Source organism: Streptomyces monashensis (assembly GCF_001866665.1).
In the GTDB taxonomy this organism is placed as follows: Bacteria; Actinomycetota; Actinomycetes; order Streptomycetales; family Streptomycetaceae; genus Streptomyces; species Streptomyces monashensis.
Genome location: NZ_MLYO01000015.1, coordinates 17,175 through 43,349 on the forward strand (window position 1 = coordinate 17,175; position 26,175 = coordinate 43,349).

Here is a 26,175-nt window from a genome sequence, read left to right on the forward strand (position 1 = left end):
CCGTGTCCTCGCACACCGGCGGCGTCGAGGAGCGCTCGTGCCGGCGGGCAGGTGAAGTCAGTGGAGGGCTTGTGGCCTGCTCTGTTACGGTCCTGTGGCCGGCCGCGGGACTCCGGTGCGACTTCCGGAACCTGCCTCTAAAGCAATGATTCGCAGCTCGTGCCCCCATTCCCCGGCCGGCATCCACACCTATGGGGAAGAAATCGGATGGAATCGTACGGGGACCTCATCGCAGCCGACGATGTGCTGCTCTTCGTCAACGCGGCGATCACTTCCACCGGTCAGCGCGAATTTCACAGCGACGCGGGCGAGCAGCGGCTGTCCTTGGACTTCCTCCACGCATACATGCTGGGGAACTACCGTGACCTGTACGCCGGGGTCCTCGCGCTCGACATCAACGACTACAACGCAGCCCTCGTCATCCGACGGCTGTTGGAGACCGCCGGGGAGGCCACTGCCGACCAGCGTCGCAGCGAGGGCCGATTGATCGCGGGCCGTCTGGCGACACTGCCGCCGCAACGGGTGTACGGCCTGTTCGACGCCCTCCGCCGGGCCGGGGTGAACAACCGCCGCACCCGCGCGATCATGCGTGACTGGCTGTCCGCCCGCCCGGACCTGGCGTTCGACGCGGTGAAGTACCGCAGCGGTCTCAAGCGAGCCCTGCGTCACGCGCACCTGGCACCTGCCACCGAAGAGCTGGGGGCGTTCGTGTTCGCGCCGCTGACCCGCAAGCACTACACGACACCTCTCTTGGAGACGTGGCGCCGCGCACACTACGAGCAAACCGCCCTGTACGAGCTGCCCTATACGGTTGCCGAGGGCTTCGCCGCCAAGCACGGCATCCCCCGGGATGCGTTCCTGGAGCGCATAGCCCCACGGATGACCCGCCTGGAGACCTTGCGGCTGCAGGAGTCCGCGCACAAGATCGGGAACACAGGCGTACAGGCGGACCTGGCCAGGATGCCGCTGACCCGGCTGGCGACCTATGTGCTGTCGCTGCCGGTCGACGACCGCCTGCGCCGACGCGCCGAGCTGACCCACGCCCTGGAATCGGCCGCCGGCCGGGTGGCCGGCTCCCACCGGGGGACCTGGGGCAAGGTCACCGCCGTCCTGGACGACAGCTTCTCCACCTTCGGTTCGGTCCACAAGCGGCGTCGACCGCTGGCCGTGGCCCTGGCCTGCCACTATCTGCTCGCGGCCCTGGCCGGCGACTACACCGGGCTGTGGACGTCCGGGCGGACCGACGCGCTGCTGGCCTGTCCGTACGGGCCGACACCGGTGGGCCGGCGGATCCTCGACGCGTTGGACACCTCACCGTCCAGGCTGGTGATCGTCTCCGATGGATGGGACAACGCACCTCCCGGCCTCGCCGCCGAGGTGCTGCGCATCTGGCGAACCCGGCTCGACCCGGACCGTCGCACCAGCATCGTGCATCTCAACCCCGTCTACGACGCCGTCGATTTCGACGTGCGTCGCCTGTCCGCGATGGTGCCCACCGCGGGTATCCGTGACGCCGAGGACCTTCCCGCACTGGTGGAACTCGCCCAGTTCGCGGAAGGCCGGACCGGCCTGGCCGAATTGATCACCTATATGGACACCCGTGCCGCCCGAATGCCGAGCGGACCCCGGCAGGAGGAGGCGCGATGACCATACTGGACCTGACCGGCCTGGCCACCCGCCCCGCACAGGTTTGGGGTGCCGTCCGTCTGGTGCCGCTCGTGCGTGACGAACCTGTCGACGATCTCCGTCTGCGCCCGCAGCTCTACGGCGATGCGGCCGGCCTCGTCCAGGTCGGCCCGCGCCGGGCCTATGTCTCCTACGTCCCGCACGGATTCGTCGCCACGTGGACCGACGACGGCACCCCGGCAGCCGCCTACGGCACCCAGCTTTCCGCCGACGGCGACTCGGCCCCTGCCGCCACCATGGGCCTGCGCTTCCACCGTGGAATGGCGCGCCGCGAGGCGAAGGACCGGCTGCGGTTCCTCCCCATGCACCTGGCGCTGGAAGGCTACCTGGCGCTGCACTTCGGCGGCCCCTCGCTCGCCTGGGAGGAGTGGTCGCAGCGTGCGATCCGCCAAGGACTCTCCCCGCGCGTCGAGGAGGCCTATGCGGGCGCCGAAGTACGCGGACTCGCCGACGCGCTCCGCATCTTCGAGATCCACCCCGGCCAGTGCGGCGTGATGGTCTACGTCGCCGACGCACTCGCCGCCGCGTTCGCCGTCCCGCATCCCGACGACTACCGCGCACTCCACCCCACACTCCTGCAGGACCTGTACGGCGAACTGATCCACCACTACGCCACGCTGATGCCGCCGGTGAAGGACTTCCGGGCCCGCATCCCTGACGCACGCATCCGTTCACTGGCCCACCTGCGCACGGCAGTTGCCGAACAGGAGCACACCTGGACGCATTTCCATGACACGACGATGCCGACCGGGCTGCTGGAGCACGCGTACACCTGGCAGACGGTCTACCGGATGGGACGCTTCACGCTCTCCCGCTTCGTGCCGACGTTCCGTCCCAAGCAGGAGAACCACATCGGTGAGGCCATCACCGACGACAGGGGCAGGATCACCTACCTCAAGACCTTTCGCCTGTCGGAGAACCAGGTCCGCCGCGGTCACCTTCTCAGCAGGCTTGCCGCCAACGACTGGCACCTGCCGGGCACGGCAGCCGACCTTGGCATCACTGAGGCCCAACTGGGGCTGCGCCTGGAGTCTGCCGGCTTCGGTCACCTGCTCCGCCAGGACGTCCTCGACGGATATCGCAAGCAAGGACGAAACCGGACCGGATGAGGCCGGGCTGTCAGCTGCTCCGCCGTGTAGCCGGCGCCGTGGCCCGCATTGGACACCCCGTAGATGCACGCATGTGGCAGGCGTACGAGGCGCCTCGGCGCCCGCTGCTGACGGCGTGCGCCAGGGAGTTGGACGACAGAACGCCGGAGACGAAGAGCGCGTCGGGCGGCCGGGCCTCTACGGCGGGCGGGACCTGCTTCGGCGGAGCGTTCACCGACCAGATCGGCCGACGGGACGGTGCCCCTTCGCTCGCCGATGATCGCTGCCCGGGACGCGTACGACCTCGTTACTGGGGCCTGGCGGCCGCCCGGCACACCGTGACGCAGACGGCGAGGGCCGTGCTGCTGTCGTTCGGCTGATGGCCCCGGAACTTCGGGCGGGGGCGACATCTGGCGCCGATGCCGCCGAAGTCCAAGGTCGAGTTGTACGCGGTGATCCGCCGTGATGCCCGTGCGGGCCAGGCGAACCGGCCCTGCAGCGTGAGGACGGAGCCGGCTTCCGCACGGTGAAGACCGCCGTCTCGCCGTCGATGTGGCCGCAGCCGCCAGCAGCCGAAGCCGAGCACGAAGGGCCTTGACAGGGTCTGACGGCCGGCCATCGTCACGGCGCCGATGACGACTCAGTCACGCTGCCCGGTTCGACGCTCGTAGTCGGCGAAGCCGTCCTCGACCGTCGGCAGTACAAGGTCCACCCGGAAGTAGGGCACGCTCCACAGCGGACTGTCGCGAAGCTCCTCGAACAGATCGGACCACGAGGTCAGGTCGTTCGTCGTCGCCACGAGAACATCGGACGGAGTTGCAGCCCAGGCTTCAGCGTCGAACCACCGGACCTGGACAGTGTCATGCTTGTCCCACAGCGGTTGCACATGATCGGCGATAATCTGCTGACGCTGAGGGCGCCCCAGCGCGAGCCACGAGGGCAAAGCCGTGAGGTGCACGAATATGGTGAACCGCGGCTGCGGTTGGATGGCAGTCATAACCCCATTGTGGATCAACCAACGTCGGCGAACACCACCTCAGCGAATCGCCGCCACGCCATGACGAGGGCATCTCCGGGTCGGTGGCAACAGCGTGGTGCGCGACATCGGCGAGAGCTGGCTGTTCCTGCGCGGGCCCCTTGCCGTCCCGGGCGGTGCACAGCAATTTCATGCCGTCGGTGTCGGTGTCGGTGTCGAGGCGGGCTTTGGGCGATGCAGTGCGAAAAAGGTTCTCCGTGCCGGCTCGCGAGGTGCGTAGGTGGGCGGCGGGCGTCGAGCAGCCGCCGCGGAGTCCGCGCTCGCGGATCTGCCGGAACAGCGTCCGGCTGCCGGTGACGCCCGCGGCGTACCGCTGCTGCAGGACGGCGATGAGGAGGTGGTCATGGCTGGGGTCGCGGTGGCGGCGGACCGCCAGGAGTTCCAGCAGACGGGTCCGGTCGGCATCAAGGCTGATCTTGTGGCACAGGTGGTCGCCAGGGGAGTGGACTCGACGTCCCCGGCCTCCGCAGTCATGCAAGGGCAGTCAGAGCCTTGAACATTCCCGCGAACGTGGGGCGTTCTGGCTCGCGAAGCCGACGCAGGAGCATACCGAACGAGCCGGCGATGTCGTCCGCCATCGGACCCAGGCACCGGCCAGGACATCGCCGGCCGAGTGCGGCAAGTGGTCGACGGCGGGGCCCGACAGGCGGGCGGCCGGTCTCGGCCGGTCAGTAGTACTCGCGCATGAGTTCAGTGGCCCATTCCGGCTGGACCACCTGGCCCTGGGGACCGAACTCGGCCATGTAGGGCTTGATGTCGAGGACGGGGGTGCCGTCCACCGCGTCCAGGCCCCGGACGTGCAGATCGAGCCCGTCGACCTTGATCAGGCGACAGCGGGACACGCCGAGCCGGTTGGGGCGGTTTTTGCCGCGCTGGGCGAAGATGCCGACTTGGGGCCAGTCGGGGTTGCCGCGGGGGTGGCGGGCCCCGGTCTCGATCTTCTCCACCGGGACCCGGTCGAAGTGGTAGACGACCTCCAGATGGGAGAAGGCGTCCAGACCGGCCACCGCATCCGGGGTGAATCGCCTGGCGTCCAGGCGGATGACCGCGGCCTCGCTGCCCCAGTCGTCGTCCCGGACCTCTTCACGGCCGCCGGCTACCCGGCCCACCGGAAGACAGGTCACCTGGGCGGGAGTTCCGTTCTCGAGCATGCGTCGCGGCTTTCGTCAAAGTGTACGGTAACGAGGGCAGGTCGGCCCAAGGCGCTCACCGTACCGGGTGGCGGGGTGCGAGGATCTCGCCCATGATGCCACCCTGCCGTGCCCGGGGGAGCAACCAACCCATATGGCGCTGAGATCAGTGATCAAGGCCCCTGTGTGAGCAGATGATTGATCGGCACTCGCCGTGTCGGCCGGCCCTGATGAAGCGTGATCGTCGTTTCAGCGGGCCAGTTGAGCTGGATGACTCCGGCACCGGTGCCGCCATCTCTTCCCTGAAGGGAGGAGAGCCGCTGCTGCTTCTCTGTGTTGGCGGCGCCCGGTCCGGTCGACCTCGGCGGCCGGCGCGGGCGACGTCACGCGTGAGCCCCCAGCTCTGCCCAGACGACATTGCCTTGGGCGCGTGTCGAGTGGGCGGAGCCCCAGCGGTCCGCGATCTGCCGGACGAGGAACAGGCCTCGCCCGCTCTCCTCGTAGGGGCCGGTCTGGCGCTGCGACGGCGGGAGCGGGGTGTGGCCGTCGTCGTGCAGCTCGATACGCAGGTGCTCGTCGTCGCTCAGGGTGAGACCGCACAGGACGTGACCGCTGTGCGTGTGGATCACGACGTTCGTGATCAGCTCGGAGACGAGCAGCACGGCGTCGCAGCAGAGGTCGCCCGGAACGTGCCAGGCGCAGAGCCGGTCGCGCACGATGTCGCGGGCGGCTTTCACGCTGGTGCGCAGGGCGGGGAGGCCGAACCAGTACTCACGGTGCCGCGTGGTGGCGGCCACGGCCGGGGCTGAGGTCGTGCGGAGGATCACGGACACGGATGTCGCCTTCCAGGGGGACGGGCGCGGTGAGGGAGCGGTGGGTCACCGGAAACCCTCGTGGGGGGAGGCGCGTTCGGGCGGGCAGCCCGTGCTGGGGAACCGTCGGGGTGGCATCAACCTCATTTGGAGCAGGGCGAGTTGGCGCCACGTCAGCATTGCGACGTGGCCGCTCACAGGGCCAACTATGCTCGTGCTCGCGGTCGCGCTGCAACCGTCTCCCTGATAATTTCAGCAGGAGCGTATCGACCCGGCGTGTTCAGCAAGCCCCTTTCGCGACCATGTGGATGACGGCTCTTCAGGAGGTTGGGCGTGAGTGAAGCCCGTTCCGGCGGCAGTGCACCCACGGTTCTGCGCATGATCCTCGGCCGCCGGTTGCAGGACATGCGGCAGAACGTGGGTACCTCGTTGGAGGACGCGGCCAGGGCCCTGCGTGTGAAGCCCTTGACGATCCGGCGCCTGGAGAAGGCCGAGGTTGCGCTGAAGCCTCTCTATGTCGAGAAGCTTCTGGAGACCTACGGCGCGGACCGTCAGGAGATCGACGAGTTCGTCGCCCTGGCCGAACGGGCCAACGAGCCCGGCTGGTGGCACGCCTACCGCGACGTCGTCCCCAGCTGGTTCACCGCGTACGTCAGCCTGGAAACCAGTGCGAAGACCTTGCGCACGTACGAACCCCACTACGTCACCGGCCTGTTGCAGACCCGCGACTACGCGCGCGGAGTCCTGCGCGGCGGATTCCCGAACGGCAGTGAGGAGGAGCTGGAACGGCGCGTGGAGCTGCGACTGCGCCGCCAGAGCCTGTTGGAGGGAGCGGAAGCCCCCACTTTGTGGGTGGTCATGGAGGAAACCGTCCTGCATCGGGCGGTGGGCGGATCCCAGGTGATGCGCGAGCAGATCGACCGCCTCCTGGAAGTGTCCGAGCTAGACCACGTCAGCCTCGACATCGTGCCCTTCTCCGCAGGCGCCCACGTCGGGGCGTGCGCCCCTTTCACCTATTTCCGGTTCGAGGAGCCGGAGCTGCCTGACGTCGTCTACAGCGAACTCCTCTCCGCCTCCGTCTACTTGGACGAGCGCGTGGATGTCGCTGCTCATCTCGAGGTGCATTCCCGCATGTCGCTGCTGACGTCGTCCGAGGACAGCACGGCGCTGTTGAACCGCATGCGCAAGGAGTACTCATGACCACCACAGACGAGAGCGTCTACAACGGGATGTCGGCCTCCGAGCTCGGCGAGCAGGGCTGGGAGCGCCCGTGGAGCGGGCCGAACGGCGGTCAGTGTGTGGAGACGAAGCAGCTCGCCGACGGCCGCGTGGCCGTACGGCAGTCGTCCGACCCGGCCGGACCCGCGCTGATCTACACGCCCGAAGAGATCACCGCTTTCGTCCGTGGGGTCAAACAGGGACTGGCGGACCACCTGACGGCCGAATGAACCGCCGGCGGGCGGGAGGGGCCACACCGGTCCCGTTCCCGGCCTGCAGGCAGACGGATACGACACCTTTCAAGGGGAGAGAATGACCACCAGCCAGGCTGGCCGGGACCTCGACACGAGCAGGCCGCACTCGGCCCGGATGTACGACTACTACCTCGGCGGCAAGGACCACTTCGAAGTCGACGAGAAGGCGGCCTTGGCCGTCGCCGACGCCTACCCCGGCATCTTCGTGTGCGCCCGCGAGAACCGCGCGTTCATGCACCGCGCCACCCGTGTCCTGGCGCAGGAGTACGGCATCCGGCAGTGGCTCGACATCGGCACGGGCATCCCGACCGAGCCCAACCTGCACCAGGTGGCGCAGTCCGTGGTGCCCGAGGCCAGGGTCGTGTACGCCGACAACGACCCGCTGGTGCTCAAGTACGCCGAGCGCCTCATGCGCAGCACGCCGCAGGGGCGCACGACATACATCGAGGCCGACGTCAACGATGCCGCGTCGCTCCTGACCGCCGTCGAGGCGTCGGAGGTCCTGGAATTCGACCGGCCGATCGCCCTGTCCCTGAACGCGCTGATGCACTTCGTCACCGACGCGCAGGACCCCTACGGCATCGTCGGCCGGCTCCTCGACGCCCTCCCGGCGGGCAGCGCCCTCGCCCTGAGCCACTGCACGCCCGACTTCGACCCGGCCACGTGGGACAAGGTCACCGCGATCTACACAAGCGCCGGGACTCCGGTGCAGTTCCGCGCGCACGACGACGTCGCCCGCTTCTTCGACGGCCTCGACCTCGTCGAGCCGGGCGTCTGCGTCGGCCACCGCTGGCGGCCCGCCGCAACCGGCAGCGAAGGGGCGCAGCCCACGGATGCCCAGGTCAGCCTGTGGACGGGCGTGGGCATCAAACGCTAGCCCGGCACGGAAACCGGCGTACGACCGCCACAGGTGATCGCCGTCGATCTGTGGCGGGAGAGGGCGAGGGGGCGCGGTCATGAGCCGCCACGCCGACCGATCCCTCACCTCCCCGCCCAGCCCATGCGGAGACCGAGGGCGAGGACGCTCCCCCCCCACGCCGTCCGCACAGAAGCCGGCGACACCGGTCTGCAAGCCTCGGCTCCGGTGCCGCCCAAGCTCACTGACGGGGCCCGGCTCGACGTGCTCGTCTCTCCGATGCGGACCGACGACCGTCTCGGGCGCAGCGCCCAGCACGACGGCGCCACCACCGGTTGGGCCGAGCACGTGACCGCCGACGCCGAAGGAGCCCCCTGTGTCCTTCCCCGCGCATCGCACGCACCCGCGACCGGACTTCGCCGGCTGCATCGCACCGGATGATCACCCGGAAGGCTCTGGAGCTGACAGCATGACCCGCCCGAACCCCGTTGCCGGCCGCCCCCACACGCTCTGGGAGGCCACTCCGCCCCGTGGCGACGTCGTGCTCTACACGACGAGCCTCAGCTCCCGCGCTGCCGGCCAAACACTCGCGTCCCTGCGCGAGTTCGCCGCACAGCAGGGATGGGCCGTCGCCCACGAGGTGTACGACCTGGCGCCCCTGCGTATCCCGGCGCGCCTGCGCACGGGTTGGTGCACCGCCATGCGGCTCCTCGCCATGGGCCAGGTCACGGGCCTGGTCGCGCCGGCCGAGCGCGAGGTGGCGGGCACCCATGCGGAGCAGACCGCGCTGCGCGAGTGGCTGCTGGGCCTCCCCGCGTTCGCCGCCTACCCCCACACCACCCGGCACACGACACTTCCGACCTCGGACATGCCGGCGGGCGCTCCGGAGCCGGATCGCAGCGCGCCTGTCGACCGGGAATGGTCCCAGTCCTACGTCATGCACCCGGCGAGCCTGCGGAGGCTTCGATGCGAGGCCCGCACGCGCCTGACCTTGCTGAGATGGCCCGGCGACATCACCACGGCCATCGAGGTGCTGTCCCGGCTCCTGCACGACACCGTCACCCACGCTCAGCCCGCCGACGGGGCGCCGCGGCGAGTGACGCTGCGGCTGGCCGTGACCGAGGACGAGGAACTGGTGATCGACGTACAAGACCCGCGCCCTGGCATCCCGGTCGGCAGCGCCGCGCCCGCCGGTGAGACATGGAGGGATCTGGTCCACGCACGCCTCTTGGGTGCGAAGGTGGACCACTTCCTGTCCGAAGACGCCTGCTTCCGGACAGTTCGTGCCGTACTGCTGCCTGGCGAGGTGTCGTTGTGACCCGCTGACGGGGCCGGTCGACATTGGCGTCGACAATCATGCCCCGGCAGCAGACCTGTCACCTTCCCGGGTGGTCGGCCCGGCCGGGCCGACGTCGACGGTACGGCGGCACCTACCCGATAAGAGCCATGGGGGGCGCGGCAGACGCTTGGTCCGCTCTGCCTATGTCACCGCCGACCACGACGACGACGTGGTCCTCGTCCTCCACGCCTCCGCCCGCCGGTTGATGATCGCCTGTCGGGCGTCAGTTGTGTTCGGCGGTGTGTTTCGTTGATCGGTCCCCTGCCCTTCGCCACGCCGCTGTGGGCGTCGGGAGAGGTTTTGGCGAGCCGGGCATGGGGTTCGCGGCTGCTGCCAATGGCCGGGGGGTGGGTGCGCGGCGTCCAGTGGCCAGGAGTGGCCCCCAGTCGATCCCCCTCCAGCCAGCGTGTGTCAGGGCTGAATGTTTTCCAGGTCCTTGAGGAGGCCGGAGCGCGAGGGCTGCCACCCGAGAGCGTCGCGGGTGTGGGCGCTGGACGCCGGCTGGTCCATGGCGAAGATCGGGCCGAACGGGCCGAAGTCTTCCTGCGGAATCTCCTTGACCGGCAGGTCCAGTCGCCGGCCGATGACTGTCGCGATGTCCCGCACCGCGTCGCCCTCGTCGGCGACGGCGTGCCACGACGTCCCGGCCGGTGCCGACTCAAGGACCAGTCGGAACAGGACCGCTGCGTCGAGCGCGTGCACAGCCGGCCAGCGCTGGGTGCCGTCGCCCGGGTAGCCGGCCACCCCGGTGCGGCGCGCCGCGTCGACCAGCAAGCCCGCGAATCCTCCCTGCCCCTCGTTGTGGACCGTGCGCGGCATGCGGACAGCCGTGCTGCGCAGACCGTGCGAGGCGAGATCCAGCAGCGCTGTGACCGAACGGCCCCGGCCGCCCACCGGTCCGTCGGTCGGCAGCGGGTCGGTCTCGGTGGAGGCGCGCCCCGGCACCCAGGGTGTGCCGGAGACCGCGACGATCGGGCGGTCGCTTCCGATGAGTTCCTGCCCCAGCGCGGTGAGAGCGGCGCTCTCCTCGGCGATGGCCTGTGCGAGCGCATCCGGACTGGCGTAGTCGCGTCCGAACGCCAGACTGATCACGCCGTCGGACTGCGCGGCGCCGGACCGCAGGGCGTCGAGGTCCGCCAGATCTCCTCGCAGCACCTGGGCGCCGGCGCTCTCAAGAGCCTGCGCGGATCCGTCCGAGCGAGCCAGTGCGAGAACGGTGTGGCGGTGGCGGAGCAGTTCGGCGACGACGGCGGAGCCGATGGTGCCGGTACCGCCCGTGATGAAGACGTGCATGAGCCCTCCCCGAAGATGATGGGACTGTTGTCCCATCACTGACCCTACACGGTGACGGGACAGGTGTCCCATCACTTATGCTGGCTCTCATGGCTAGATGGCAACCAGGAGCGCCCCAGCGACTCGTCGTCGCGGCCGTGGACCTGTTCACGGAGCAGGGGTACGACGCCACCACGGTGACGCAGATCGCCGAGCGCGCCGGCGTCACCAAGAGCACCTTCTTCCGGTACTTCTCCGACAAGCGCGAGCTACTGGTCGCCGGCCAGGAGACGCTCAGCAGGCTGCTCGCCGACGGCATCGCCGAGGCGCCTGCCGACGCCAGCCCGCTTCAGGCGGTGGCGGCAGGTCTCGAGCGCGCGTCGGGCGCCATGGGACCGGCGAACCGCGAACTCGGCCCCCGTATCAAGGCCGCCGTGGCAGCCAGCACCGAACTCCAGGAGCGCGACACCCTCAAGAGCGTCGGTCTCGCGGCCGCCATGACAGCCGCGCTCCTCGCCCGCGGTGTCCCCGACCCGACGGCGCATCTCGCGGGCGAGCTGGGGGTCCTCGCGTTCAAGCGGGGCTACGCCCAGTGGTCCGAAAGTGCTCGTGATGACGCGGAAGGTCTTGCGCCCTACGCATTGGCAGCTCTGGAGGACCTGCGCGCGGCAACTGCGTCTCTGGGCTGATCGATGCCGCTCGGCTGTCACCGGCCGGGCCGTTTCGGCGCCATGGACGGTGTGCCCGTAGCCCAACTGCCGACGCCGTGCCCGCATGGCTGTCGCGGGCGGCGATCGGGGTGGAGGGCGGTTTGTAGCCGCTCCGTCTGCCGGGTCGGGTCTCCGGGTTCTCCGAGGTGAACATACGGCGCTTCGGAGACAGGGCCGGTCGAGGCAGGTAGTTCGTGCGGAGGCCTGACCAGGCGAAGTGTTGCCACATGGCGCGCGTCTCCGCAGCCGGGCCAGGGCGGCGGAAAACGCGATCGTCAACGGGGTTGCGTCGGCGAGATCGGCCGGCAGACGTGTTCAGGCGTGCCCGACCCCCCGTTCAGTCAGCGGAGACGTGATCGCGGACGCGAACGAATTCTCTTCACGTCGTTCGGCTCCGCCCCGACCGCGTCGGCGAGGTCAGCGGACGGCCGCCTTCAGGGCTGCCTCGATCGCGTTGGTCAGCGTTTCCAGGTACTCGTCGTCGCTACGGCCCTGTATGACCAGTACGCGGAATGCGAGCGGTGCGATCAGCAGGTCGATGCCGAGATCCAGATCCAGTTCCGGGGGCAGTTCGCCGCGGTCGATCGCGTCCTGCAGGATCGTGCGCGCCGCCTCCCGGCGTGGTGCGGTCACTCCGGTGTGGAGCCCTTCCGCCAGAGCGCCGTCGTGACTGGCCTCGGCGAACAGTGCGGCCGCGATCCGGGCGAGTAGCGGATGGGCCAGTTGGTCGCGGAATGTGGCGAGCAACTCGCGCAGGTCGGTGTGCAGTGCACCCGTGGCCGGCGTGGGCGGGAGCGCCTCGGAGACTCTGCTGCCGATCAGCTCGGTGACCATCGCCTGCTTCGAGGGCCAGCGACGGTAGAGCGCGGCCTTGCCCACGCCGGCGCGGCGGGCCACCGACTCCATCGACATCCGCGCGTACCCTGCCTCGGCGAGTTCGGCGAATGCCGCCTCGGTGATCGCCTCGGTCACCCGCTGCCGCAGGACCGCCCCGCCGGTCGCCGCCCGGCCCTTCTTCTGCTCCACTGTCATGCCCCAAGCATAGCGAACGGAACGGTGGCGTTCCATGTGTGCTAGCTTTGAGTGACACGGAACGCCCCCGTTCCGTTCCAATCTTGAAAGGGGGCCGATCATGAAGTTCCTCTACGACGACGAGTCCTTCTCCTTCGAAGCACTGCGCGCCGCGGGCTACGCCGCCTACGCCGGCGCCGACCTCGGCGAGGTCCTGGTCACCTGTCGGCAGATCCCGGAGGGGGACGAGGAGGCCTGGTCGGCCCAGTGGGCCGCCACGGCGGCGCGCATCGAGCGCATCGGCCGGGACGCACTGGCCGCCGGCCACCGGGTCAGCGCCCGCGAGGCGCTGCTGCGCGCGTCCAACTACTACCGAACCGCCGACTTCTACCGCCGCGAGAACCCCGCCGCCGACACCGAGTCGGCGCGGCTCGCCAAGGCCTCCCAGCAGACGTTCGCCGACGCGGCCGCCCTGCTCGACACCCCCGCCCGCGCCCTGCGCATCCCCTACGAGGACACCACCCTGCCCGCGTACCTGTTCCTCGTCGACGATTCGGGCACCCCGCGCCCGACCCTGCTCTACCACGGCGGATACGACTCCACGCTGGAGGAGAACTACCTGGCCCTGGCCGCAGGTGCGCTGCGCCGCGGCTACAACGTCATCGCCTTCGACGGCCCCGGCCAGGGCAGCACCGTCCGCGAGCAGGGCCTGCACTTCCGGCCGGACTGGGAGGCCGTGGTCACCCCCGTCGTCGACTTCGCGCTCACCGTGCCCGAGGCGGACGCCGAGCGACTCGTGCTGGTCGGTACGAGCCTCGGCGGATACCTCGCCGCGAGGGCCGCCGCCTTCGAGCACCGCCTCGCCGCGTGCGTGCTGCACGACGGCACCTGGGACTTCCACGAGGTCGTCGCCGCACTCGCCGACCGTGCCGCTTCGACGCCTGGCGGTATCGAGGCGTTGATGGCGCACAACACCCAGGTGCGGTGGATCGTGCGCAACGGCCGCTGGACCCTGGGCGTGTCCGGTCTCGACGAGATGGTCAAGGCGACCGAGGAGTACACCATGGCGGGCATCGCCGACGGCATCACCTGCCCGACCCTCGTGCTCGACGCCGAGAACGACCAGTTCTTCAAGGGTCAGCCGCAGCGGCTGCTCGAGGAGCTGACCTGCCAGAAGGAGCTGATCTCCTTCCGCGAGGACGAAGGCGCGGGCGAGCACTGCCACGAGGGCGCGATGTTCCTGTTCCACCAGCGCACCTTCGACTGGCTCGACACCCTGCTCGCCGGCTGACGGCTTCGGGTGGCGACCGACGAGGATCCTGGAGTCGCCGCCGGGAACGTCGCCCAGGTCACGCCGCGCGTCTCGCCGAACCGTGTTGGTTGCGGTCGGTGTTTCGAGCGCTCGTCCGTCGGCGGCGCCGCCGGTGTTCTCTCGGACGCCGCTGCCGGGCCCTGGACGAGCTCCGCACACCGTCTCCGAAGGACGCCTTGGTCAGTCGTTGGAGCGGCGTCGGCGGTGCCACGCGGTGGCGAGCATTCCGAGAAGCATGATCAGGCCGCCTGCCGCGATCAGGATGTGTTGTGTGCTGAGCAGGCCGGAGCTCCAGCCTGCAGCCGTGCCGGCATGCCGTGCGGGGCTGTCCTTGCAGGGTCCGGTGGAGGGGCGGTCGCCGTGCGGGGGGTCACGGTCTTCGCCGTCGTCGCGGTTGTGGTCGTCGCAGTGGGCTTCGGGGAAGGGGAAGGCGCGTTTGTGGTTGTCGTAGGAATTCACGACGAAGAGCGGGTGGACTCGGAAGAATTCCTTGATGGTGAATGCGTACTGGGCCGTGGTGGTGGCGGGGTAGTCCGCGTTCAGGTACTTCGCGACGGTGAACTTGTCCCAGGGTTGCTCGGGTGACCAGGTCGTGGATTTCGGGGTTCCCTTGAGTACGAGGGCTTCCGGTCCGCGTCGGCCGTTGGTCAGGAACGCTCTGAGGGTCGGGCTGATGAGGACGACTCGGCGGTGGCTGTGGCAGTCGCGCCAGGGGTTGCGGTGGTCGTCGTCGCGGTCTCCCTCACGCACCCGCAGGGAGACGGGCGTGTGCCGTACGGTCGCGTGCGCGGCGGCGCCGCCCGGTGGGGACGCGAGGATGATGGCCGCGCCCGCCAGTGGTGCCGTAACCCAGGGGCGATGTTTCATCCCGTGATCTCCATGAGTGGCGGACGCAGGCGGTCACCCGCTGACCTCAATCGTCGAATCCGGGGCGAATGTATGAGAAACCGGATCGTCGTATCGTGAACGGCTTCCGGTGCCGTGCTACTTGCCACTCAAACGCAGCAGTCCCGGACGGAAGGACCAGGTTGTGGGCGGCTCGGTCCGGGTGGGAGTGGAGGGTGTGGACGGCGAAGGCCGCCCCCAGGGGCCGGGCCTTCCTCGCTGCTCTGTTGGTTCCCTTGCCGCGTCAGGACCTGTGCAGGCTGTGACTTCTGGCTCGGCCGGACACGGTGCCGTGTTGGCGCCGCGATCAGCCGCGATCCGATGAAGGTGCGCCATGCCCGGCCGTGCCGCGGAGGCGGCCCCGGCGGCCGCCCACCGCCCGCTCCGCTCGCGTCCTGGTCCTGGCCTTGGTCCGGGAGAACCCCGCGTGGGCCACCCCCTGAGCCGATTTCGTGTGCTTCCAGGCGAACCCAGCGGGCCGGGTTCACAGGCCGACGATGACCAGGGCGGTGTCGTCTGTGGCGCCACCGGGTGGGAGCAGGTCGTCGAGTACGGCGTCGGCGAGGGCCTCGGGGTCGTCTGCCTTGTGGCGGGCCAGGGAGCCGGCGAGCCGGGCGAGGCCGGTGTCGATGTCCTCGCCGCGGCGTTCGATCAGGCCGTCGGTGTAGAGCACGAGAACGGCGCCCTCGCGGAAGGCCGCGACAGCCTGGATCCGGGGAGCGTGTTCAGGGCGGGCGGCCAGTGGCGGGTCGGTGGCCCGGTCCAGGAACTCGACGGTCCCGTCCCTCTGCAGGAGCCCAGGTGGGGGGTGCCCGGCGCTGCTGTAGGTGATGGTGCGGGTCTCCCAGTCGATGAATGCCGTGGCCACGGTGGTGTTCTCGGCGCCGTCGACGGTGCGGGCGTACAGCCCGAGGACCTCCAGAGCGCGGGCGGGGCCTTCGGCGGCGAGGGAGGCGGCGGTGAGTGCGCTGCGCAGTTGTCCCATGACGCCGGCGGCGGGCAGGCCGTGGCCGACGACATCGCCGACGGCGACGGCGACGCGATCGCCGGGCAGGTCGACCAGGTCGTACCAGTCCCCGGCCACATTCAGCGCTTCGGCGGCGGGCCGGTAGCGTACGGCCGACGGATGCCGGCCGACCGGGCGATGAGCGGGCAGCATGGCTTCCTGCAGGGTCAGCGCGACTTCACGGGCGCGGATGAGCTCGGTGACGTCCTCCACCCGGTGCAGCAGCATCGTGACCCGCCCGTCAGGTCCGAATACGGGGATGTTGGTCATGTTGAAGTACCGCTCGTGCCACACTCCGGGCTGGTCGGGGTCCTGTGTGTCGTACTGCTGCAACGCCACGATGCTGCGCTCACCGGTGCCCGCCGCCTGGCGCAGTGATGCCAGTACTCTGAGCAGGAGCGGCTCGGCAGGGTCTTTTTCGGGGTGGTCGTCGGGCACGAAGCGACCGACCACTTGCTCGCGGGTGAGGCCTCGGAGGTGCAGGAACTCCGCGTTGGCGTCCGCGTAGACCAGCTCAGGGGTGACCAGCGCCGCCGCCCCGGGAAGGGCTTGGAACACCGCCGAGTAGTCGACCGCCGGTACCTTCATGACTTCCCTGCCTCGCCCCGCAGCTCTGTCCCTCTTCACGATACGAGCGGGGAGTCACGGCTCGCCTCATGATGTTGCGTCCCAAGGGCGGCTACACACGGACGATGATCAATAGGTGTGTCCACGTCGATCCTGGCCACGCGCGCCATCGTCACGCAGTGTGGTTGCTGCTGGTCGCCCCCGGACGGCGCGGATACACCCCGGCTCTGGCCGTCGAGCGGACCACTCGTTGAGGGCGCGGATGATCAGTGCAGGTGCTCCCCTGGAACCGGCCACTTCGGCGGTGCTGCATGTGCGTGCCGAGCGCGGCGAGCGACGGTACCCGGGCCGGCTGCCCAGCGCGCGGAGGACGAAGGTCCTGCCTACGCCCGTCACCATGGCCTGACGATCACCGACGTGATGATCGATCGTTACGGCGTGCCGGGCCCGTGCCGCCGCGCGGCGGTCACGCCGTGTGGGACGGTGGCGGTCCGGGGTGCGGTCTGGAGCGTCCGGACCCTGCGCTCCCAGGGGGTGAGGGTGTCGAAGACGGCGCCGAGGGCGGGCAGGAACCGTGGAGGGGCGAGGAGATCCGGCGTGAGGTGCTCCGGGCTGCGGCGCGGCACGACGTGGCCGGCGCGGGACACGGCGACCGCGCTCGGCCGGACAGGTTTGTCGCCCCGCCAACGGCCGATGCCGGTGGCCAGTACGTGCTCGCCGATCGTGGCGGGCCGGGGGAGCGGGTGGAGAACCGGCGTGCGAGTGGCGGCGGGCGCGGGCTCCAGCAGGCAGGTCAGCAGGTAGTGGGCGAGGAAGCTGACCTGGAAGGCGTCTCGTTGCCGTCGGCGGTCACGGTGTGCCGCTCCGGGGCCGTCATACCGGCGCTGTTGACGAGGACGTCCAGATGAGGGCGGGCGGCTACGACCGTGCGGGCGAGGGCCTCGACCTCCTTGAGATGGCCGAGGTCAGCCCAGTAGCTGGACAGTTGCTCGTGTCGCACAGTGCGGACAAGCCGAAACGCCGTTCTCTGACGGGGCTCTGACGTGCATATACGGGACTTTGACGGGCGAGCCGTGGACGAGCAGGTCGCGGCGCAGCAGGTCGTGGCGGAGGCAGGGGCGCACCGCACGCCGCACAGGGACAGCGGGGTCAGTGGGACGAGCGCCGGGATGACGGCGAAGGTCGTCAAGGCGCCGCAGGTGACGAGGGGTTGCTCGCCGATCTCGACCAAGTTGCCGACCCCGTTGCGGCCGGCCTGCCGACTGTGGCCGCGGCCGTGTGGTGCCGGGACCACTGCACCACACGGTGGCACCTGGACCTCGGCATGGGACGACGACAGACGCCAGGCGCGTTGGTGGCACCTTTCGAGGGTCACCTCAGAACCTGCTGCATGACGGGCATGCCGAGCGTCGCTGTCCCGGGCCGGCCGCAGGTTGGACGGCCAAGACCCTGGCGGGATACGGCAGTCAGCCGCCAGGACTGACCGCGGTCATCACCCCTACTCGGTCGTGTGCGTCGGGTAGACCGCGACGTCGGTGTAGGCGCCCTTGATCGCCCCCGCGCCCGCGGGCCACTTCAGGTTCACCGTGTGCGTCTCGTTCGGGGGCGTCACAAGGATGTTGGTCGGGGACGCGAGGCTGTTGCCGCTGTTGTCGATGTCGTAGGCGAGGTCGAACACAGCGGCGGAACCGGGCTTCAGGGTGGTGATACGCGGCTGGGCGTGGCCGCGCTCGATGGGGCTCGAGGTGTGGTCGGCGTCCTTGATGTCGACGCCCGCGAAGCCCGTCGCCGAGCAGGTGGACGAGCCCCGGTTGACCATGGTGATGTCGATCCTGCCGGAGACCTTGTCGGGCGCGGCGTTCCTGGCGTCGATGGTCAGGTCCTTCGTCTTGCAGAACGTGATCTTGCCGCCGGTCTTCGCTGCGCCGGCACCGGCCTCGGCGCCCTCACCGGCGCTCGACTTCGCCTTGCCGGCCTCCGAGCCGCCGGAACCCGAGCCGCCCTCCGACTTCGAGCCGTCGGCCGGGGGCGCAGAAGACGAAGACGAGGACGACGAGGACGACGAGGAGCCCTTGGAGGACGAGCCCTTCCCGGAGCCGTCGTTGCCACAGGCGGAGAGCGAGAGGGTGGCGGCGACGCCGATGACGGCAAGTGCGGTGATGCGAGTGGACTTCACGGTTTTCCCCCAGAAGTAGCGCCTTGCACGTGGTCGGAAGTATTTGTATCTCGCATCCAGTTACAGGCGGTTCTCCGTGATGTCTTCGTTCTGTCACCGGCGTACCGACGTCACGGTCCGTCAAGGCGCCACCGTACGGTCACCGTCCCGGCCCGAGCTCGATCACCCGGACCTCGTCCCCGACATCGGTCCACATGCCGCGATCCTGTCTGCGCCCTGCGCCCTGCGGCCATCGCCCGCGCAATTCGCCCACCGCAGGTCGTCTCAACTTCTGACGGACTCCGCGATCCGCTCGGCGGCCTGGGCGGGTGTGAGGTGTGTCGTGTCGACGACCTCGGCCTCGGCGTGCAGCCATGTCCGGGCCGCCTCGGCGTAGGGCTCAAGGTGTCGGAGTCGGAAGGGGGAGTTGGGGCCGAGAACGGTGTCGCCCGCGATGCGCGCGCGGAGGGTGTCCTGGTCGGCGTGGAGGACGAAGTGCCGGACCGGAATGGCGTGCTGGGACAGGCCCGAACTGATCTCGCGCCAGTACCGCTCGACCAGGACGGTCATGGGCATCACCAGGGTGCCGCCGGTGTAGTCGAGTACGCGGCGGGCGGTCTCGACGACGAGCGGCCGCCATGGGGGCCAGTGCTGGAAGTTGTCCGTGGCGGGCAGCCCCGGAGTGATGTCCATGAGTGTCTCGCCGACCTTCTCGGCGTCGAACACCCGTGAATCCGGGATCAGCTGTTGCACGTACGCACTGGTCGTCGTCTTGCCCGCGCCATGGGTGCCGTTGAGCCATACGATCACGAGCCTCGATGCTACCGACTCCGTCCCGAAACGCCGGAGCCGGTAGGCAACTTACTGATTGGCCCGGCAGGGCTCGGGGTCGGTGTGCGCCCCACGCGGACCAGACGGTCGTTCTCTGGGTCGGCGGCGGGGAAGGGGGTGAGCCGGCGGGTGTAGCCGTAGGCGATAACTGGGCCCCGGACAGATGACAGAGATTCGTCACCTGCTTGACTGGTTACGAAACTCGTGTGACAGTCGGTCGTGGCGCAAGCCGGTAGACCTGAAAGCGGCGGAGGATTGACATGTTCAGCAGGCGTGGCTTCAGCAAGGCCCTTGGTGCGGGCACCGGCGCAGCCGCGGTTTCGCTGGTCGGCCTACCGGGCACGCAAACCGCGGCCGCCGCCACCCGAACGGCATCCGCGGCATCGGCCGTTGCCACGGTCACCCCCGGCGCGCACGCCACATTTCCGCGGCTGAAGCAGGTCAGGGCCGGCTTCCTGAACGTCGGCTACGCCGAACTGGGCCCCGCCCACGGTCCGGCGGTCATCTGCCTGCACGGCTGGCCGTACGACATCCACAGCTACGTCGACGTCGCCCCCCTGCTGGCCGAGGAGGGCTATCGGGTGATCGTCCCGTATCTGCGCGGCCACGGCACGACGCGTTACCGAGCGAGGCCGGCTCGCCATGGAGGACAGGCCTGGGCCTGTAGTTCGGCAAGGCGTGGTGGGCCCGTCGTACGGCCGGGCTTGGGAAGTGAACCAGCCTTGGCTCGCCCGTGCGGCGCAGCGGATCCAGGCAGCCACGACGCCGTGCTCCGAGACCGCGGCACCAGCGTCGGTGCGCGTGTGGAGGAGAGCGGCAGGCTCCGCGGACGGGGAGCCCGCGCTGCCCTTCCGCGCTGATTCCATCAGTTCACTCGGGCTCCGGGGCCGGACCCCTTCCCTGTGCACGTCCGGTGGTGGACACTCGCCCACCGGGCCGACGTCGTCACCTCGGTCGCACGGTTCTCGTCCACTCCTCCTCACGCAAGGGCTTCCCCGATGCCGTTCGCCCCTGTCGCCCTACGGCTGGCCGTCGCAGTCGCAGGCCTCCTGCTCGTCGCCGCGCCGACCACGGCGGCATCCGCCGTCCCTCCCGCAGCAACAGGTCGTGCGAGTACGTCAGTTGGAGCCGCAGAGACGGCCTCCTGGACAGCTCCGCTGTCGACGCAAGGCCGTTACATCGTCGACAGCCAGGGCAGGAGGTTCCGCCTCAAGGGCGCCAACTGGGACGGCGCACAGGGCTCCTGGCTGGGCAACGGCAGCGTCACCGACCCCGCCAACCACCACGCCGGCCAGGACTCGCACGGCATTCCGCTGGGCCTGGACCGCGTCCCGCTGGGCCAACTCCTGCGCGATTTCCATCAGTTGGACATCAACACCATACGGCTGCCGTTTTCCAACGAGATGATCCACAGCACGACCCCCGTCCCCGACGCCGCGGTCACCGCCAATCCGCAGCTGCGCGGAAAGACACCGCTGGAGGTGTACGACGCGGTGGTCGACGCGCTCAGCGGGAGCGGGTTCGCCGTGATCCTCAACAACCACACCAACACCACCCGCTGGTGCTGCGGCGTCGACGGCAACGAGCGCTGGAACAGCTCGCAGTCGACGCAGGCGTGGGCCGACGACTGGGTGTTCATGGCCCGCCGCTACGCCGGTGTCCCGCGCGTCGTGGGAGCCGACCTCTACAACGAGGTCCGCCGCGACGTACTGAACGATCCGAACTGGGGCATGGGCGACGCCCACGACTGGTACGCCGCCGCCCGGTTCGCCGCCGACCGCATCCTCACCGAGGCCGATCCCCGGCTCCTCATCGTCATCGAGGGCATCAACTGGACCGGGATACCCGCGGACGGCCTCCCGCACGGCCGACCGATGCTCACGCCCGCAGGTGCCCTGTCCCACACCCTCGTCGACGCCCACAAGCTGGTCTACTCCGCGCACTTCTACGGCTATACCGGCCCGCACCACAGCGGCGCGACCGGTATCGGCGAGACGCACGACCCTCGTTACCAGGACCTGAGTCGTGACGATCTGTACTCGGCCCTGCAGAACGAGGCGTTCTTCGTCGAGGAGCCGGGTCGGCACTACACCGCACCGGTCTGGGTCAGCGAGTTCGGCATCGGTGCGAACGAGACAAACCCGTCCGCCCGCGCCTGGTTCACCAACATCACCGACTACTTCGCCGACCACGACACCGACTTCGCCTTCTGGCCGCTGGTCGGCTTCACGGGCCACGACGACTGGGCGCTGCTCACCTACGACGAGTCCGGGCACCGCTCCGGCATCCTCGACCCCGGCGACTGGCGCGCCACCGCGTGGCAGCACCTGATGTCGGCGCCGAGCGACACCGGACCGGTGTCGGCCGTTCCCATGTGGCGGATGCTCGCCGTCGACCACGGTGACGCGGTGGAGTCCCTGCGGGTGCGGGCCACGGGCGACTGGGACTCCGGGGCGTACAAGGCCGCCTGCCCCGACGGGCTGCGGCTCATCGGCCTCGGCCATAGCAGCGGGCGCGGGCTGTGCACCGACACCACGGGCAGCGGCCCGGTCGACCTGCGCGCGGCCTCCGACGGCCAAACGGTCGTCACCGACGAGCGCTATGTCCCGGCAGGTGGTGACTGGGCGTCCGGGTACACCAAGTTCCAGTGTCCCTCCGGCAGTTACCTGGTCGGCTACAGCGTGCGCGGCGAGCGTGTGTCGGCGGCCTTGTGCGCGCCCGCGCTGAACCCGCTGGCGGGAGCCGGCCGCACAGTGTGGTTCGACCGGTCCGACAACCGTCCCGCCGGCGCGTCCGGCGGCGACTTCGCGTACGGCGACTACAAGGGCCAGTGCGCCGACGACGAGTACGCCGCCGGCATCGCCTTCACGACCAGGGTGGGCAGCCCCCCGGGGCCTGCTGCCCTGCTGTGCCGTCGGTTCGCCTGAAGCGACCGCGACCGGGGTCCGCAACGCGGCCACCGTCGGCTCGGGGAGATCCGGCCGGCTGCTCTGCGTGTCGCCCTGGGACCTTCTGGGCATGGGCCGCGCTTCTGCGTCAGCGCCGGCGGCGATCCGTCGAGGTCGATCTCCCATGGCTTGTCTTGGCCGCAGGAAACGGACAGCCCGGCGGCGTTGTGCTCCAGCAACTCCCTCGCCCAGGAGCCGGGTTACGGCGCGAGGTGAGTGGGAGTCGTGAAGAGTTCTCGCATGCTTCTGGGGATTCGGTCACGGAAGCGGAAAGATCGGGGCCCACTCGGCGCTTGCGGACGGGTCTGGCGCCGCTCCATGCGATGGGAGACCGATCAACGATGTTCACTCTGGTGCGCAGCAGAGTACGGGCGGCCGTGCTCGCGCTCTCGGCCGTTACGGCCCTCGCCTGCGGCGCGACCGCCACGACCGGGGCGGCAGCGGCCCCCGCTCGCGCGAAACAAGGGCCGACCTCGGTGGCGTACGTCGAGGTGAACAACAACAGCATGCTGAACGTCGGCAAGTACACCCTCGCCAACGGCGGGGGCAACGTCTTCGACGTCGCCGTGATCTTCGCGGCGAACATCAACTACGACACGGGCGCGAAGGCGGCGACCCTGTACTTCAACGAGAACGTGCAACGCGTCCTCGACAACGCCGCCACGCAGATACGGCCGTTGCAGCAGAAGGGCATCAAGATCGTCCTCTCTGTGCTCGGCAACCACCAGGGCGCGGGCTTCGCCAACTTCCCGTCCCGACAGGCCGCTTCGGTGTTCGCGAAACAGCTCTCGGACACCGTGGCCAAGTACGGGCTCGACGGCATCGACTTCGACGACGAGTACGCGGAGTACGGCAACAACGGCACCGGCCAGCCCAACGACAGCTCCTTCGTGTACCTGGTGTCGGCGCTGCGCGCTGACATGCCAAACAAGATCATCAGCCTCTACGACATCGGCCCGTCCGCGTCGCGCCTGTCCTACGGCGGCGTCGACGTGTCGTCCACGTTCGACTACGCCTGGAACCCCTACTACGGCACCTGGCAGGTCCCCGGCATCGCGCTGCCCAAGTCGAAGCTGTCACCGGCGGCCGTCGAGATCGGCGGGACCTCGCAGAGCACCGTCGCCGACCTCGCCCGCCGCACGGTCAGTGAGGGGTACGGCGTCTATCTGACGTACAACCTCGACGGCAACGATCGCAGCGCCGATGTCTCCGCGTTCACCAGAGAGCTGTACGGCAGTGACGCCGTCTACGCACCGTAGGCCGACCGCACTCCCCGGCGTCCGGTGTCCCCGCGGGGCTTGCCCTTCGGCGGCCCCTGCGGTGCGGGCAGCCGGTCCTGGCCGACCAGGCGGTGACCGCGCTCGGCCGATTCACGGACGGCGTCGAAGCCGTACGCGCGCATCTCGTCCTCGTAGGCGCGTAGAGCGTCGGTGAGAGGCCGGCCGGCTGCGGCCTCGACGAGACGGGACGTGAGAACGCGCGCGTCGCGCAGCGCGGTGTTGGCGCCGACGCCGATGGCGGGGCTCATGACGTGAACGGCGTCGCCGAGGAGCGTCACCGCGTTCGTTTCCCACGCGGTGACGGGCACGCTGGTGCGGACCGAGACAGGGAAGATCGAGGCCGGGTCCTGGTGGGAGATGATCTCGGCCAGCCTGGGATCCCAGCCCTCCAACAGCGACAGGGTCATCGCCCGGAGCTCGGCGCCGCTCATGGCGAACAACTCCTCGTCGGTGCAGGGCAGTTGCTCCTTGCGAGCGCCGAAGACGCAGGCGAGGTAGTCGCTGTCGTCGCTGAGCCCGATCCCGGGTGCCAGCCTGGCGGTCACCTCGTGCTGCGGCTCGCGGTACTGTACGGGTGCGAGCCCGAGGAAGCGCCGCTGCGGACCGATGACGGTGGTCCACAGGCTCAACAACTCGGCGGGGACCAGTTCTCGGGCCGCGTCGCCGGTGAGCGGAACCTTCCCGTACAACAGCCGCAGCCCGGCATCGACGACCTGGGCTCTGGGCAGATGCTGCCTTCGGGTTGCCGAGTTGACCCCGTCGGCACCGATCAGGACGTCCCCGGTGGCGCTGGTGCCGTCCGCGAAGTGCACGGTCACCGTGCCCGGGCGTTTGGTCTCGTAGTGGGTCAGCGCGGAGCCGTAGTGCACGGACTGCTCCAGTCCGGCCAGCAGGATCTGACGTACTGTGAGGCCGCCGGGGCTGGCTCCGGTCACGCCGCGCTCGCGGCCTCGCCGGCCAGGAACGGACGCAGCAGCGTGAGCAGGGCGCGCGGCCGGTGCAGGGGGATGATGTGGCCGCAGTCTTCGATGACGTGTCCGGTGAGATCGTCGCTGACCGGGCGGAGCTGGCGTTCCAGCGCAGCACCGACAGGCCGGGCGCCCAGCGCCATCGTCGGCACCGTCAGGCGGGCAGTGGTGACCGCCTGGTCGATCTGTACCGCGCTCTCGGGCAGGGCCCGGTAGTACGAGAACGCGCAACTCAACGCCTGGCGGCCGGTGTACGCGCGGACGAAGGCGTCCCGGACGGCGGGGCGCACCCCGTCGCCGAGCGTGCCGGCGCGCAGAAACCAGTCGACGTAGGCGGCCTCGTGGCCCTCCAACACGGTCTCGGCGAGGCCGGGCGCGGCGGAATGGAAGCCGAACCACCACGGCGGCCCGGCGGCAAGGAAGTCCTCGGCGCCGGGCATCCTGCCCAGCACGGACTCCATGACCACCAGGCGCCGGACGAGACCAGGGCGGCGCAGGGCGAGGAGGAAGGCCGGCGCGGTACCCGCGTCGATGCCCACCACCGCGGCCGAGGACACGCCCAGCGCGGAGAGAAGCGCCGCGGCGTCCTCTGCCAGGGTGCCCGCGTCGTATCCGGAGGCGGCTCGGCTGCTCGCTCCGAACCCGCGCAGGTCCGGCGCGATGACGCGATAGCGGTCGCGCAGATCGGCCATGACGTCCGTCCACAGCTCCCAGGTGTGCGGGAAGCCATGCAGCAACAGGACGGCAGGGCCCGATCCGTCGAGGGCGACGTTCAGTTCGACACCGTTGACGGGGACTCGTCGCAGCTCGGGCATGGGGGGACTCCAGGTGCGTGGTAAGGGATGGAGACAAGGTCACGCTAGGGAACTATCCTGGTCAGCCCAAGACGGCACTTTCCCCTCAGGTGGTGAGCCCCGGGTGACCACGTCGATGCCCGCAGGACGTGACCAGCCTCCCGGTGAGCGCGGTGACCTGCTGGATCCACGCTGCCCGACCCGCCAGTTGCTCGACCGCATCGGCACCAAGTGGACGTCGATGACGGTCAAGGTGCTGGCCGAGGAGGCTCCGGGCGAGCTCCGTTTCACGGAGCTGCGGCGCGGCATCCCGGGCATCTCACAGAAGATGCTGTCCGCCACCCTGCAGAGCCTGGTCCGCGATGGCCTGGTCGCGCGTCGCGTGGAACCCACCGTGCCGCCTGCCGTCCACTACCGGCTCACCGAGCTCGGCCTGTCCCTCGAAACACCGCTCTCCGCCCTACGGGTCTGGGCCGAGACGCACATGCCGGAGATCGACCGCAACAACCAGCTAGCCGCGGAGACCTCCAACTGAGGCGAGCGTCGAATGTGCCGGTCACAGCCACTCGTTGAGTGCAGCGCCAGGGACGGGGCCGACGCATGGTTCTGTGCGCGGTGCACGGCGCGGACGACTACCCCTGGACGACGACCCACCAGTCCGCCGACACCCAGGGGTTCTGCCGTGGGACCGGTTACGCAAACGTGCGCGGGGTCAGTTGCGGTGGTCGGCACGAGGTCTTTGCGGGCTTGGCCCCGATATTGTCAACCAGCCATGCCGGTGGGCGGGGTGGCGGCCGCGGTCGTGCCGTCCGCTCCGGTGTCTGCGGCGGTGGCGCGAACGTGGTGCCGGGCCTCGGTGCCGATGCCCTCGACCTCGTGCGGAGCGTCGGCGTCGGCGGCTCGGATGTTGTCCTCGGCCGCGAAGTGCCGGGCGATGCACCGGACATGGCGTGACCCGTGCCGCGGACGCCGAGTGCGCACAGCACCCGCGAGGCCTTGGCACGGGCTGGCTGGTGC

The 26,175-nt window shown here is 69.7% G+C and carries 27 protein-coding genes and 1 pseudogene; 14 read left to right on the forward strand and 14 right to left on the reverse strand.

Annotation, left to right across the window (positions count from 1 at the left end):
• Window positions 1-207: 207 nt before the first annotated feature.
• From BIV23_RS07965 to BIV23_RS49530, 3 genes are all read left to right on the forward strand, one after another.
• A complete protein-coding gene (locus BIV23_RS07965; RefSeq protein ID WP_071380052.1) occupies window positions 208-1,647 on the forward strand; it encodes a hypothetical protein in 1,440 nt (479 codons plus the stop codon).
• Entirely contained in the window at window positions 1,644-2,795 is a 1,152-nt protein-coding gene (locus BIV23_RS07970; protein ID WP_071380053.1) for an ARPP-2 domain-containing protein, read from the forward strand. Before BIV23_RS07965 ends, BIV23_RS07970 begins: the two co-directional genes overlap by 4 nt.
• A gap of 71 nt (window positions 2,796-2,866) precedes the next feature.
• Window positions 2,867-3,154, forward strand: coding sequence for a hypothetical protein (locus BIV23_RS49530; protein ID WP_143079055.1), 288 nt, complete (start codon window positions 2,867-2,869; stop codon window positions 3,152-3,154).
• 260 nt (window positions 3,155-3,414) lie between these two features.
• On the opposite strand, the gene BIV23_RS07980 is transcribed toward BIV23_RS49530, so the two are convergent.
• Window positions 3,415-3,771, reverse strand: coding sequence for a darcynin family protein (locus tag BIV23_RS07980; RefSeq protein ID WP_071380055.1), 357 nt, complete (start codon window positions 3,769-3,771; stop codon window positions 3,415-3,417).
• Window positions 3,772-4,030: 259 nt separating this feature from the next.
• Here BIV23_RS07980 and BIV23_RS07985 point away from each other — a divergent pair, with 259 nt between their 5' ends.
• The gene (locus tag BIV23_RS07985) at window positions 4,031-4,306 is read left to right on the forward strand and encodes a hypothetical protein (RefSeq protein WP_071380056.1); all 276 of its coding nucleotides are present in this window, start codon (window positions 4,031-4,033) and stop codon (window positions 4,304-4,306) included.
• A 172-nt stretch (window positions 4,307-4,478) separates the two neighbouring features.
• Here the strand turns inward: BIV23_RS07985 and BIV23_RS07990 are convergent, their stop codons facing one another.
• Together BIV23_RS07990 and BIV23_RS07995 are read right to left on the reverse strand one after the other, a co-directional pair.
• The gene (locus tag BIV23_RS07990) at window positions 4,479-4,961 is read right to left on the reverse strand and encodes an SAM-dependent methyltransferase (protein ID WP_071380057.1); all 483 of its coding nucleotides are present in this window, start codon (window positions 4,959-4,961) and stop codon (window positions 4,479-4,481) included.
• A 362-nt stretch (window positions 4,962-5,323) separates the two neighbouring features.
• A complete protein-coding gene (locus tag BIV23_RS07995; protein WP_079173015.1) occupies window positions 5,324-5,773 on the reverse strand; it encodes an ATP-binding protein in 450 nt (149 codons plus the stop codon).
• 312 nt (window positions 5,774-6,085) lie between these two features.
• Here BIV23_RS07995 and BIV23_RS08000 point away from each other — a divergent pair, with 312 nt between their 5' ends.
• The 4 genes from BIV23_RS08000 (at window position 6,086) to BIV23_RS08020 (ending at window position 9,398) form a co-directional block, all read left to right on the forward strand.
• Window positions 6,086-6,952 (forward strand): helix-turn-helix domain-containing protein, encoded by an 867-nt coding sequence (locus BIV23_RS08000; RefSeq protein ID WP_071380058.1) that lies wholly within the window; start codon window positions 6,086-6,088, stop codon window positions 6,950-6,952.
• Window positions 6,949-7,200: a DUF397 domain-containing protein gene (locus tag BIV23_RS08005; protein ID WP_071380059.1), complete on the forward strand. Its 252-nt coding sequence runs from the start codon at window positions 6,949-6,951 to the stop codon at window positions 7,198-7,200. The genes BIV23_RS08000 and BIV23_RS08005 overlap by 4 nt, the downstream gene beginning before the upstream one ends.
• 82 nt (window positions 7,201-7,282) lie before the next feature.
• Entirely contained in the window at window positions 7,283-8,101 is an 819-nt protein-coding gene (locus tag BIV23_RS08010; RefSeq protein WP_071380060.1) for an SAM-dependent methyltransferase, read from the forward strand.
• A 448-nt stretch (window positions 8,102-8,549) separates the two neighbouring features.
• On the forward strand, window positions 8,550-9,398 hold the full coding sequence (locus BIV23_RS08020; protein ID WP_079173016.1) for an ATP-binding protein: 849 nt from the start codon (window positions 8,550-8,552) through the stop codon (window positions 9,396-9,398).
• 432 nt (window positions 9,399-9,830) lie between these two features.
• Here BIV23_RS08020 and BIV23_RS08025 read toward each other — a convergent pair whose 3' ends face one another.
• Window positions 9,831-10,712: an SDR family oxidoreductase gene (locus tag BIV23_RS08025; RefSeq protein WP_071380062.1), complete on the reverse strand. Its 882-nt coding sequence runs from the start codon at window positions 10,710-10,712 to the stop codon at window positions 9,831-9,833.
• Between the two features lie 89 nt (window positions 10,713-10,801).
• Here BIV23_RS08025 and BIV23_RS08030 point away from each other — a divergent pair, with 89 nt between their 5' ends.
• Window positions 10,802-11,380 carry a TetR/AcrR family transcriptional regulator gene (locus BIV23_RS08030; RefSeq protein WP_071380176.1) on the forward strand — a complete coding sequence of 193 codons (579 nt, stop codon included), beginning with the start codon at window positions 10,802-10,804 and terminating at the stop codon, window positions 11,378-11,380.
• Window positions 11,381-11,818: 438 nt separating this feature from the next.
• Here BIV23_RS08030 and BIV23_RS08035 read toward each other — a convergent pair whose 3' ends face one another.
• Window positions 11,819-12,433 (reverse strand): TetR/AcrR family transcriptional regulator, encoded by a 615-nt coding sequence (locus BIV23_RS08035; RefSeq protein WP_071380063.1) that lies wholly within the window; start codon window positions 12,431-12,433, stop codon window positions 11,819-11,821.
• Window positions 12,434-12,533: 100 nt separating this feature from the next.
• Here BIV23_RS08035 and BIV23_RS08040 point away from each other — a divergent pair, with 100 nt between their 5' ends.
• A complete protein-coding gene (locus BIV23_RS08040) occupies window positions 12,534-13,703 on the forward strand; it encodes an alpha/beta hydrolase family protein (RefSeq protein WP_071380064.1) in 1,170 nt (389 codons plus the stop codon).
• Window positions 13,704-13,904: 201 nt separating this feature from the next.
• On the opposite strand, the gene BIV23_RS08045 is transcribed toward BIV23_RS08040, so the two are convergent.
• The 6 genes from BIV23_RS08045 to BIV23_RS08070 all read right to left on the reverse strand — a co-directional run bounded on the left by BIV23_RS08045 (window position 13,905) and on the right by BIV23_RS08070 (window position 19,147).
• Window positions 13,905-14,591, reverse strand: coding sequence for a hypothetical protein (locus BIV23_RS08045; RefSeq protein WP_071380065.1), 687 nt, complete (start codon window positions 14,589-14,591; stop codon window positions 13,905-13,907).
• Window positions 14,592-15,093: 502 nt separating this feature from the next.
• Window positions 15,094-16,203: a PP2C family protein-serine/threonine phosphatase gene (locus BIV23_RS08050; protein ID WP_071380066.1), complete on the reverse strand. Its 1,110-nt coding sequence runs from the start codon at window positions 16,201-16,203 to the stop codon at window positions 15,094-15,096.
• 410 nt (window positions 16,204-16,613) lie between these two features.
• Window positions 16,614-16,829 carry a hypothetical protein gene (locus tag BIV23_RS50180; protein ID WP_177239777.1) on the reverse strand — a complete coding sequence of 72 codons (216 nt, stop codon included), beginning with the start codon at window positions 16,827-16,829 and terminating at the stop codon, window positions 16,614-16,616.
• A gap of 146 nt (window positions 16,830-16,975) precedes the next feature.
• On the reverse strand, window positions 16,976-17,182 hold the full coding sequence (locus tag BIV23_RS48395; protein WP_342746353.1) for a hypothetical protein: 207 nt from the start codon (window positions 17,180-17,182) through the stop codon (window positions 16,976-16,978).
• A 498-nt stretch (window positions 17,183-17,680) separates the two neighbouring features.
• A complete protein-coding gene (locus BIV23_RS08065) occupies window positions 17,681-18,358 on the reverse strand; it encodes a DUF4232 domain-containing protein (protein ID WP_071380069.1) in 678 nt (225 codons plus the stop codon).
• Between the two features lie 264 nt (window positions 18,359-18,622).
• Complete coding sequence (locus tag BIV23_RS08070; protein ID WP_071380070.1) at window positions 18,623-19,147, reverse strand: AAA family ATPase; 525 nt, start codon at window positions 19,145-19,147, stop codon at window positions 18,623-18,625.
• Window positions 19,148-19,428: 281 nt separating this feature from the next.
• Here BIV23_RS08070 and BIV23_RS45805 point away from each other — a divergent pair.
• The 3 genes and pseudogenes from BIV23_RS45805 to BIV23_RS08080 form a co-directional block, all read left to right on the forward strand.
• Window positions 19,429-19,800 (forward strand): annotated as a pseudogene (locus BIV23_RS45805) (alpha/beta fold hydrolase); the annotation flags it as partial.
• Window positions 19,801-20,166: 366 nt separating this feature from the next.
• The gene (locus BIV23_RS08075; protein ID WP_071380071.1) at window positions 20,167-22,095 is read left to right on the forward strand and encodes a cellulase family glycosylhydrolase; all 1,929 of its coding nucleotides are present in this window, start codon (window positions 20,167-20,169) and stop codon (window positions 22,093-22,095) included.
• A 362-nt stretch (window positions 22,096-22,457) separates the two neighbouring features.
• Window positions 22,458-23,375, forward strand: coding sequence for an endo-beta-N-acetylglucosaminidase H (locus BIV23_RS08080; protein ID WP_071380072.1), 918 nt, complete (start codon window positions 22,458-22,460; stop codon window positions 23,373-23,375).
• Here the strand turns inward: BIV23_RS08080 and BIV23_RS08085 are convergent.
• Window positions 23,363-24,331: an FAD-dependent oxidoreductase gene (locus tag BIV23_RS08085; protein WP_071380073.1), complete on the reverse strand. Its 969-nt coding sequence runs from the start codon at window positions 24,329-24,331 to the stop codon at window positions 23,363-23,365. The genes BIV23_RS08080 and BIV23_RS08085 overlap by 13 nt on opposite strands.
• A complete protein-coding gene (locus tag BIV23_RS08090) occupies window positions 24,328-25,179 on the reverse strand; it encodes an alpha/beta fold hydrolase (protein WP_071380074.1) in 852 nt (283 codons plus the stop codon). The genes BIV23_RS08085 and BIV23_RS08090 overlap by 4 nt, the downstream gene beginning before the upstream one ends.
• A 115-nt stretch (window positions 25,180-25,294) precedes the next feature.
• Between BIV23_RS08090 and BIV23_RS08095 the strand changes: the two genes are divergently transcribed.
• Entirely contained in the window at window positions 25,295-25,693 is a 399-nt protein-coding gene (locus BIV23_RS08095; RefSeq protein ID WP_071380177.1) for a winged helix-turn-helix transcriptional regulator, read from the forward strand.
• Window positions 25,694-25,920: 227 nt separating this feature from the next.
• On the opposite strand, the gene BIV23_RS53880 is transcribed toward BIV23_RS08095, so the two are convergent.
• Window positions 25,921-26,139, reverse strand: coding sequence for a hypothetical protein (locus BIV23_RS53880; RefSeq protein ID WP_071380075.1), 219 nt, complete (start codon window positions 26,137-26,139; stop codon window positions 25,921-25,923).
• Between the last annotated feature and the right edge of the window lie 36 nt (window positions 26,140-26,175).

Excerpts from the sequence above, each read along its gene's own strand:
- BIV23_RS08010 (WP_071380060.1), top strand. The coding sequence starts at position 7,283 with ATGACCACCAGCCAGGCTGGCCGGGACCTCGACACGAGCAGGCCGCAC.
- BIV23_RS08030 (WP_071380176.1), top strand. The coding sequence starts at position 10,802 with ATGGCTAGATGGCAACCAGGAGCGCCCCAGCGACTCGTCGTCGCGGCC.
- BIV23_RS08020 (WP_079173016.1), top strand. The coding sequence starts at position 8,550 with ATGACCCGCCCGAACCCCGTTGCCGGCCGCCCCCACACGCTCTGGGAG.
- BIV23_RS08075 (WP_071380071.1), top strand. The coding sequence starts at position 20,167 with ATGCCGTTCGCCCCTGTCGCCCTACGGCTGGCCGTCGCAGTCGCAGGC.
- BIV23_RS08045 (WP_071380065.1), bottom strand. The coding sequence starts at position 14,591 with ATGAAACATCGCCCCTGGGTTACGGCACCACTGGCGGGCGCGGCCATC.
- BIV23_RS08040 (WP_071380064.1), top strand. The coding sequence starts at position 12,534 with ATGAAGTTCCTCTACGACGACGAGTCCTTCTCCTTCGAAGCACTGCGC.
- BIV23_RS08080 (WP_071380072.1), top strand. The coding sequence starts at position 22,458 with ATGTTCACTCTGGTGCGCAGCAGAGTACGGGCGGCCGTGCTCGCGCTC.
- BIV23_RS08025 (WP_071380062.1), bottom strand. The coding sequence starts at position 10,712 with ATGCACGTCTTCATCACGGGCGGTACCGGCACCATCGGCTCCGCCGTC.
- BIV23_RS08035 (WP_071380063.1), bottom strand. The coding sequence starts at position 12,433 with ATGACAGTGGAGCAGAAGAAGGGCCGGGCGGCGACCGGCGGGGCGGTC.
- BIV23_RS07965 (WP_071380052.1), top strand. The coding sequence starts at position 208 with ATGGAATCGTACGGGGACCTCATCGCAGCCGACGATGTGCTGCTCTTC.
- BIV23_RS07990 (WP_071380057.1), bottom strand. The coding sequence starts at position 4,961 with ATGCTCGAGAACGGAACTCCCGCCCAGGTGACCTGTCTTCCGGTGGGC.
- BIV23_RS07970 (WP_071380053.1), top strand. The coding sequence starts at position 1,644 with ATGACCATACTGGACCTGACCGGCCTGGCCACCCGCCCCGCACAGGTT.
- BIV23_RS08095 (WP_071380177.1), top strand. The coding sequence starts at position 25,295 with ATGCCCGCAGGACGTGACCAGCCTCCCGGTGAGCGCGGTGACCTGCTG.
- BIV23_RS07980 (WP_071380055.1), bottom strand. The coding sequence starts at position 3,771 with ATGACTGCCATCCAACCGCAGCCGCGGTTCACCATATTCGTGCACCTC.
- BIV23_RS49530 (WP_143079055.1), top strand. The coding sequence starts at position 2,867 with ATGTGGCAGGCGTACGAGGCGCCTCGGCGCCCGCTGCTGACGGCGTGC.
- BIV23_RS08005 (WP_071380059.1), top strand. The coding sequence starts at position 6,949 with ATGACCACCACAGACGAGAGCGTCTACAACGGGATGTCGGCCTCCGAG.
- BIV23_RS08050 (WP_071380066.1), bottom strand. The coding sequence starts at position 16,203 with ATGAAGGTACCGGCGGTCGACTACTCGGCGGTGTTCCAAGCCCTTCCC.
- BIV23_RS08090 (WP_071380074.1), bottom strand. The coding sequence starts at position 25,179 with ATGCCCGAGCTGCGACGAGTCCCCGTCAACGGTGTCGAACTGAACGTC.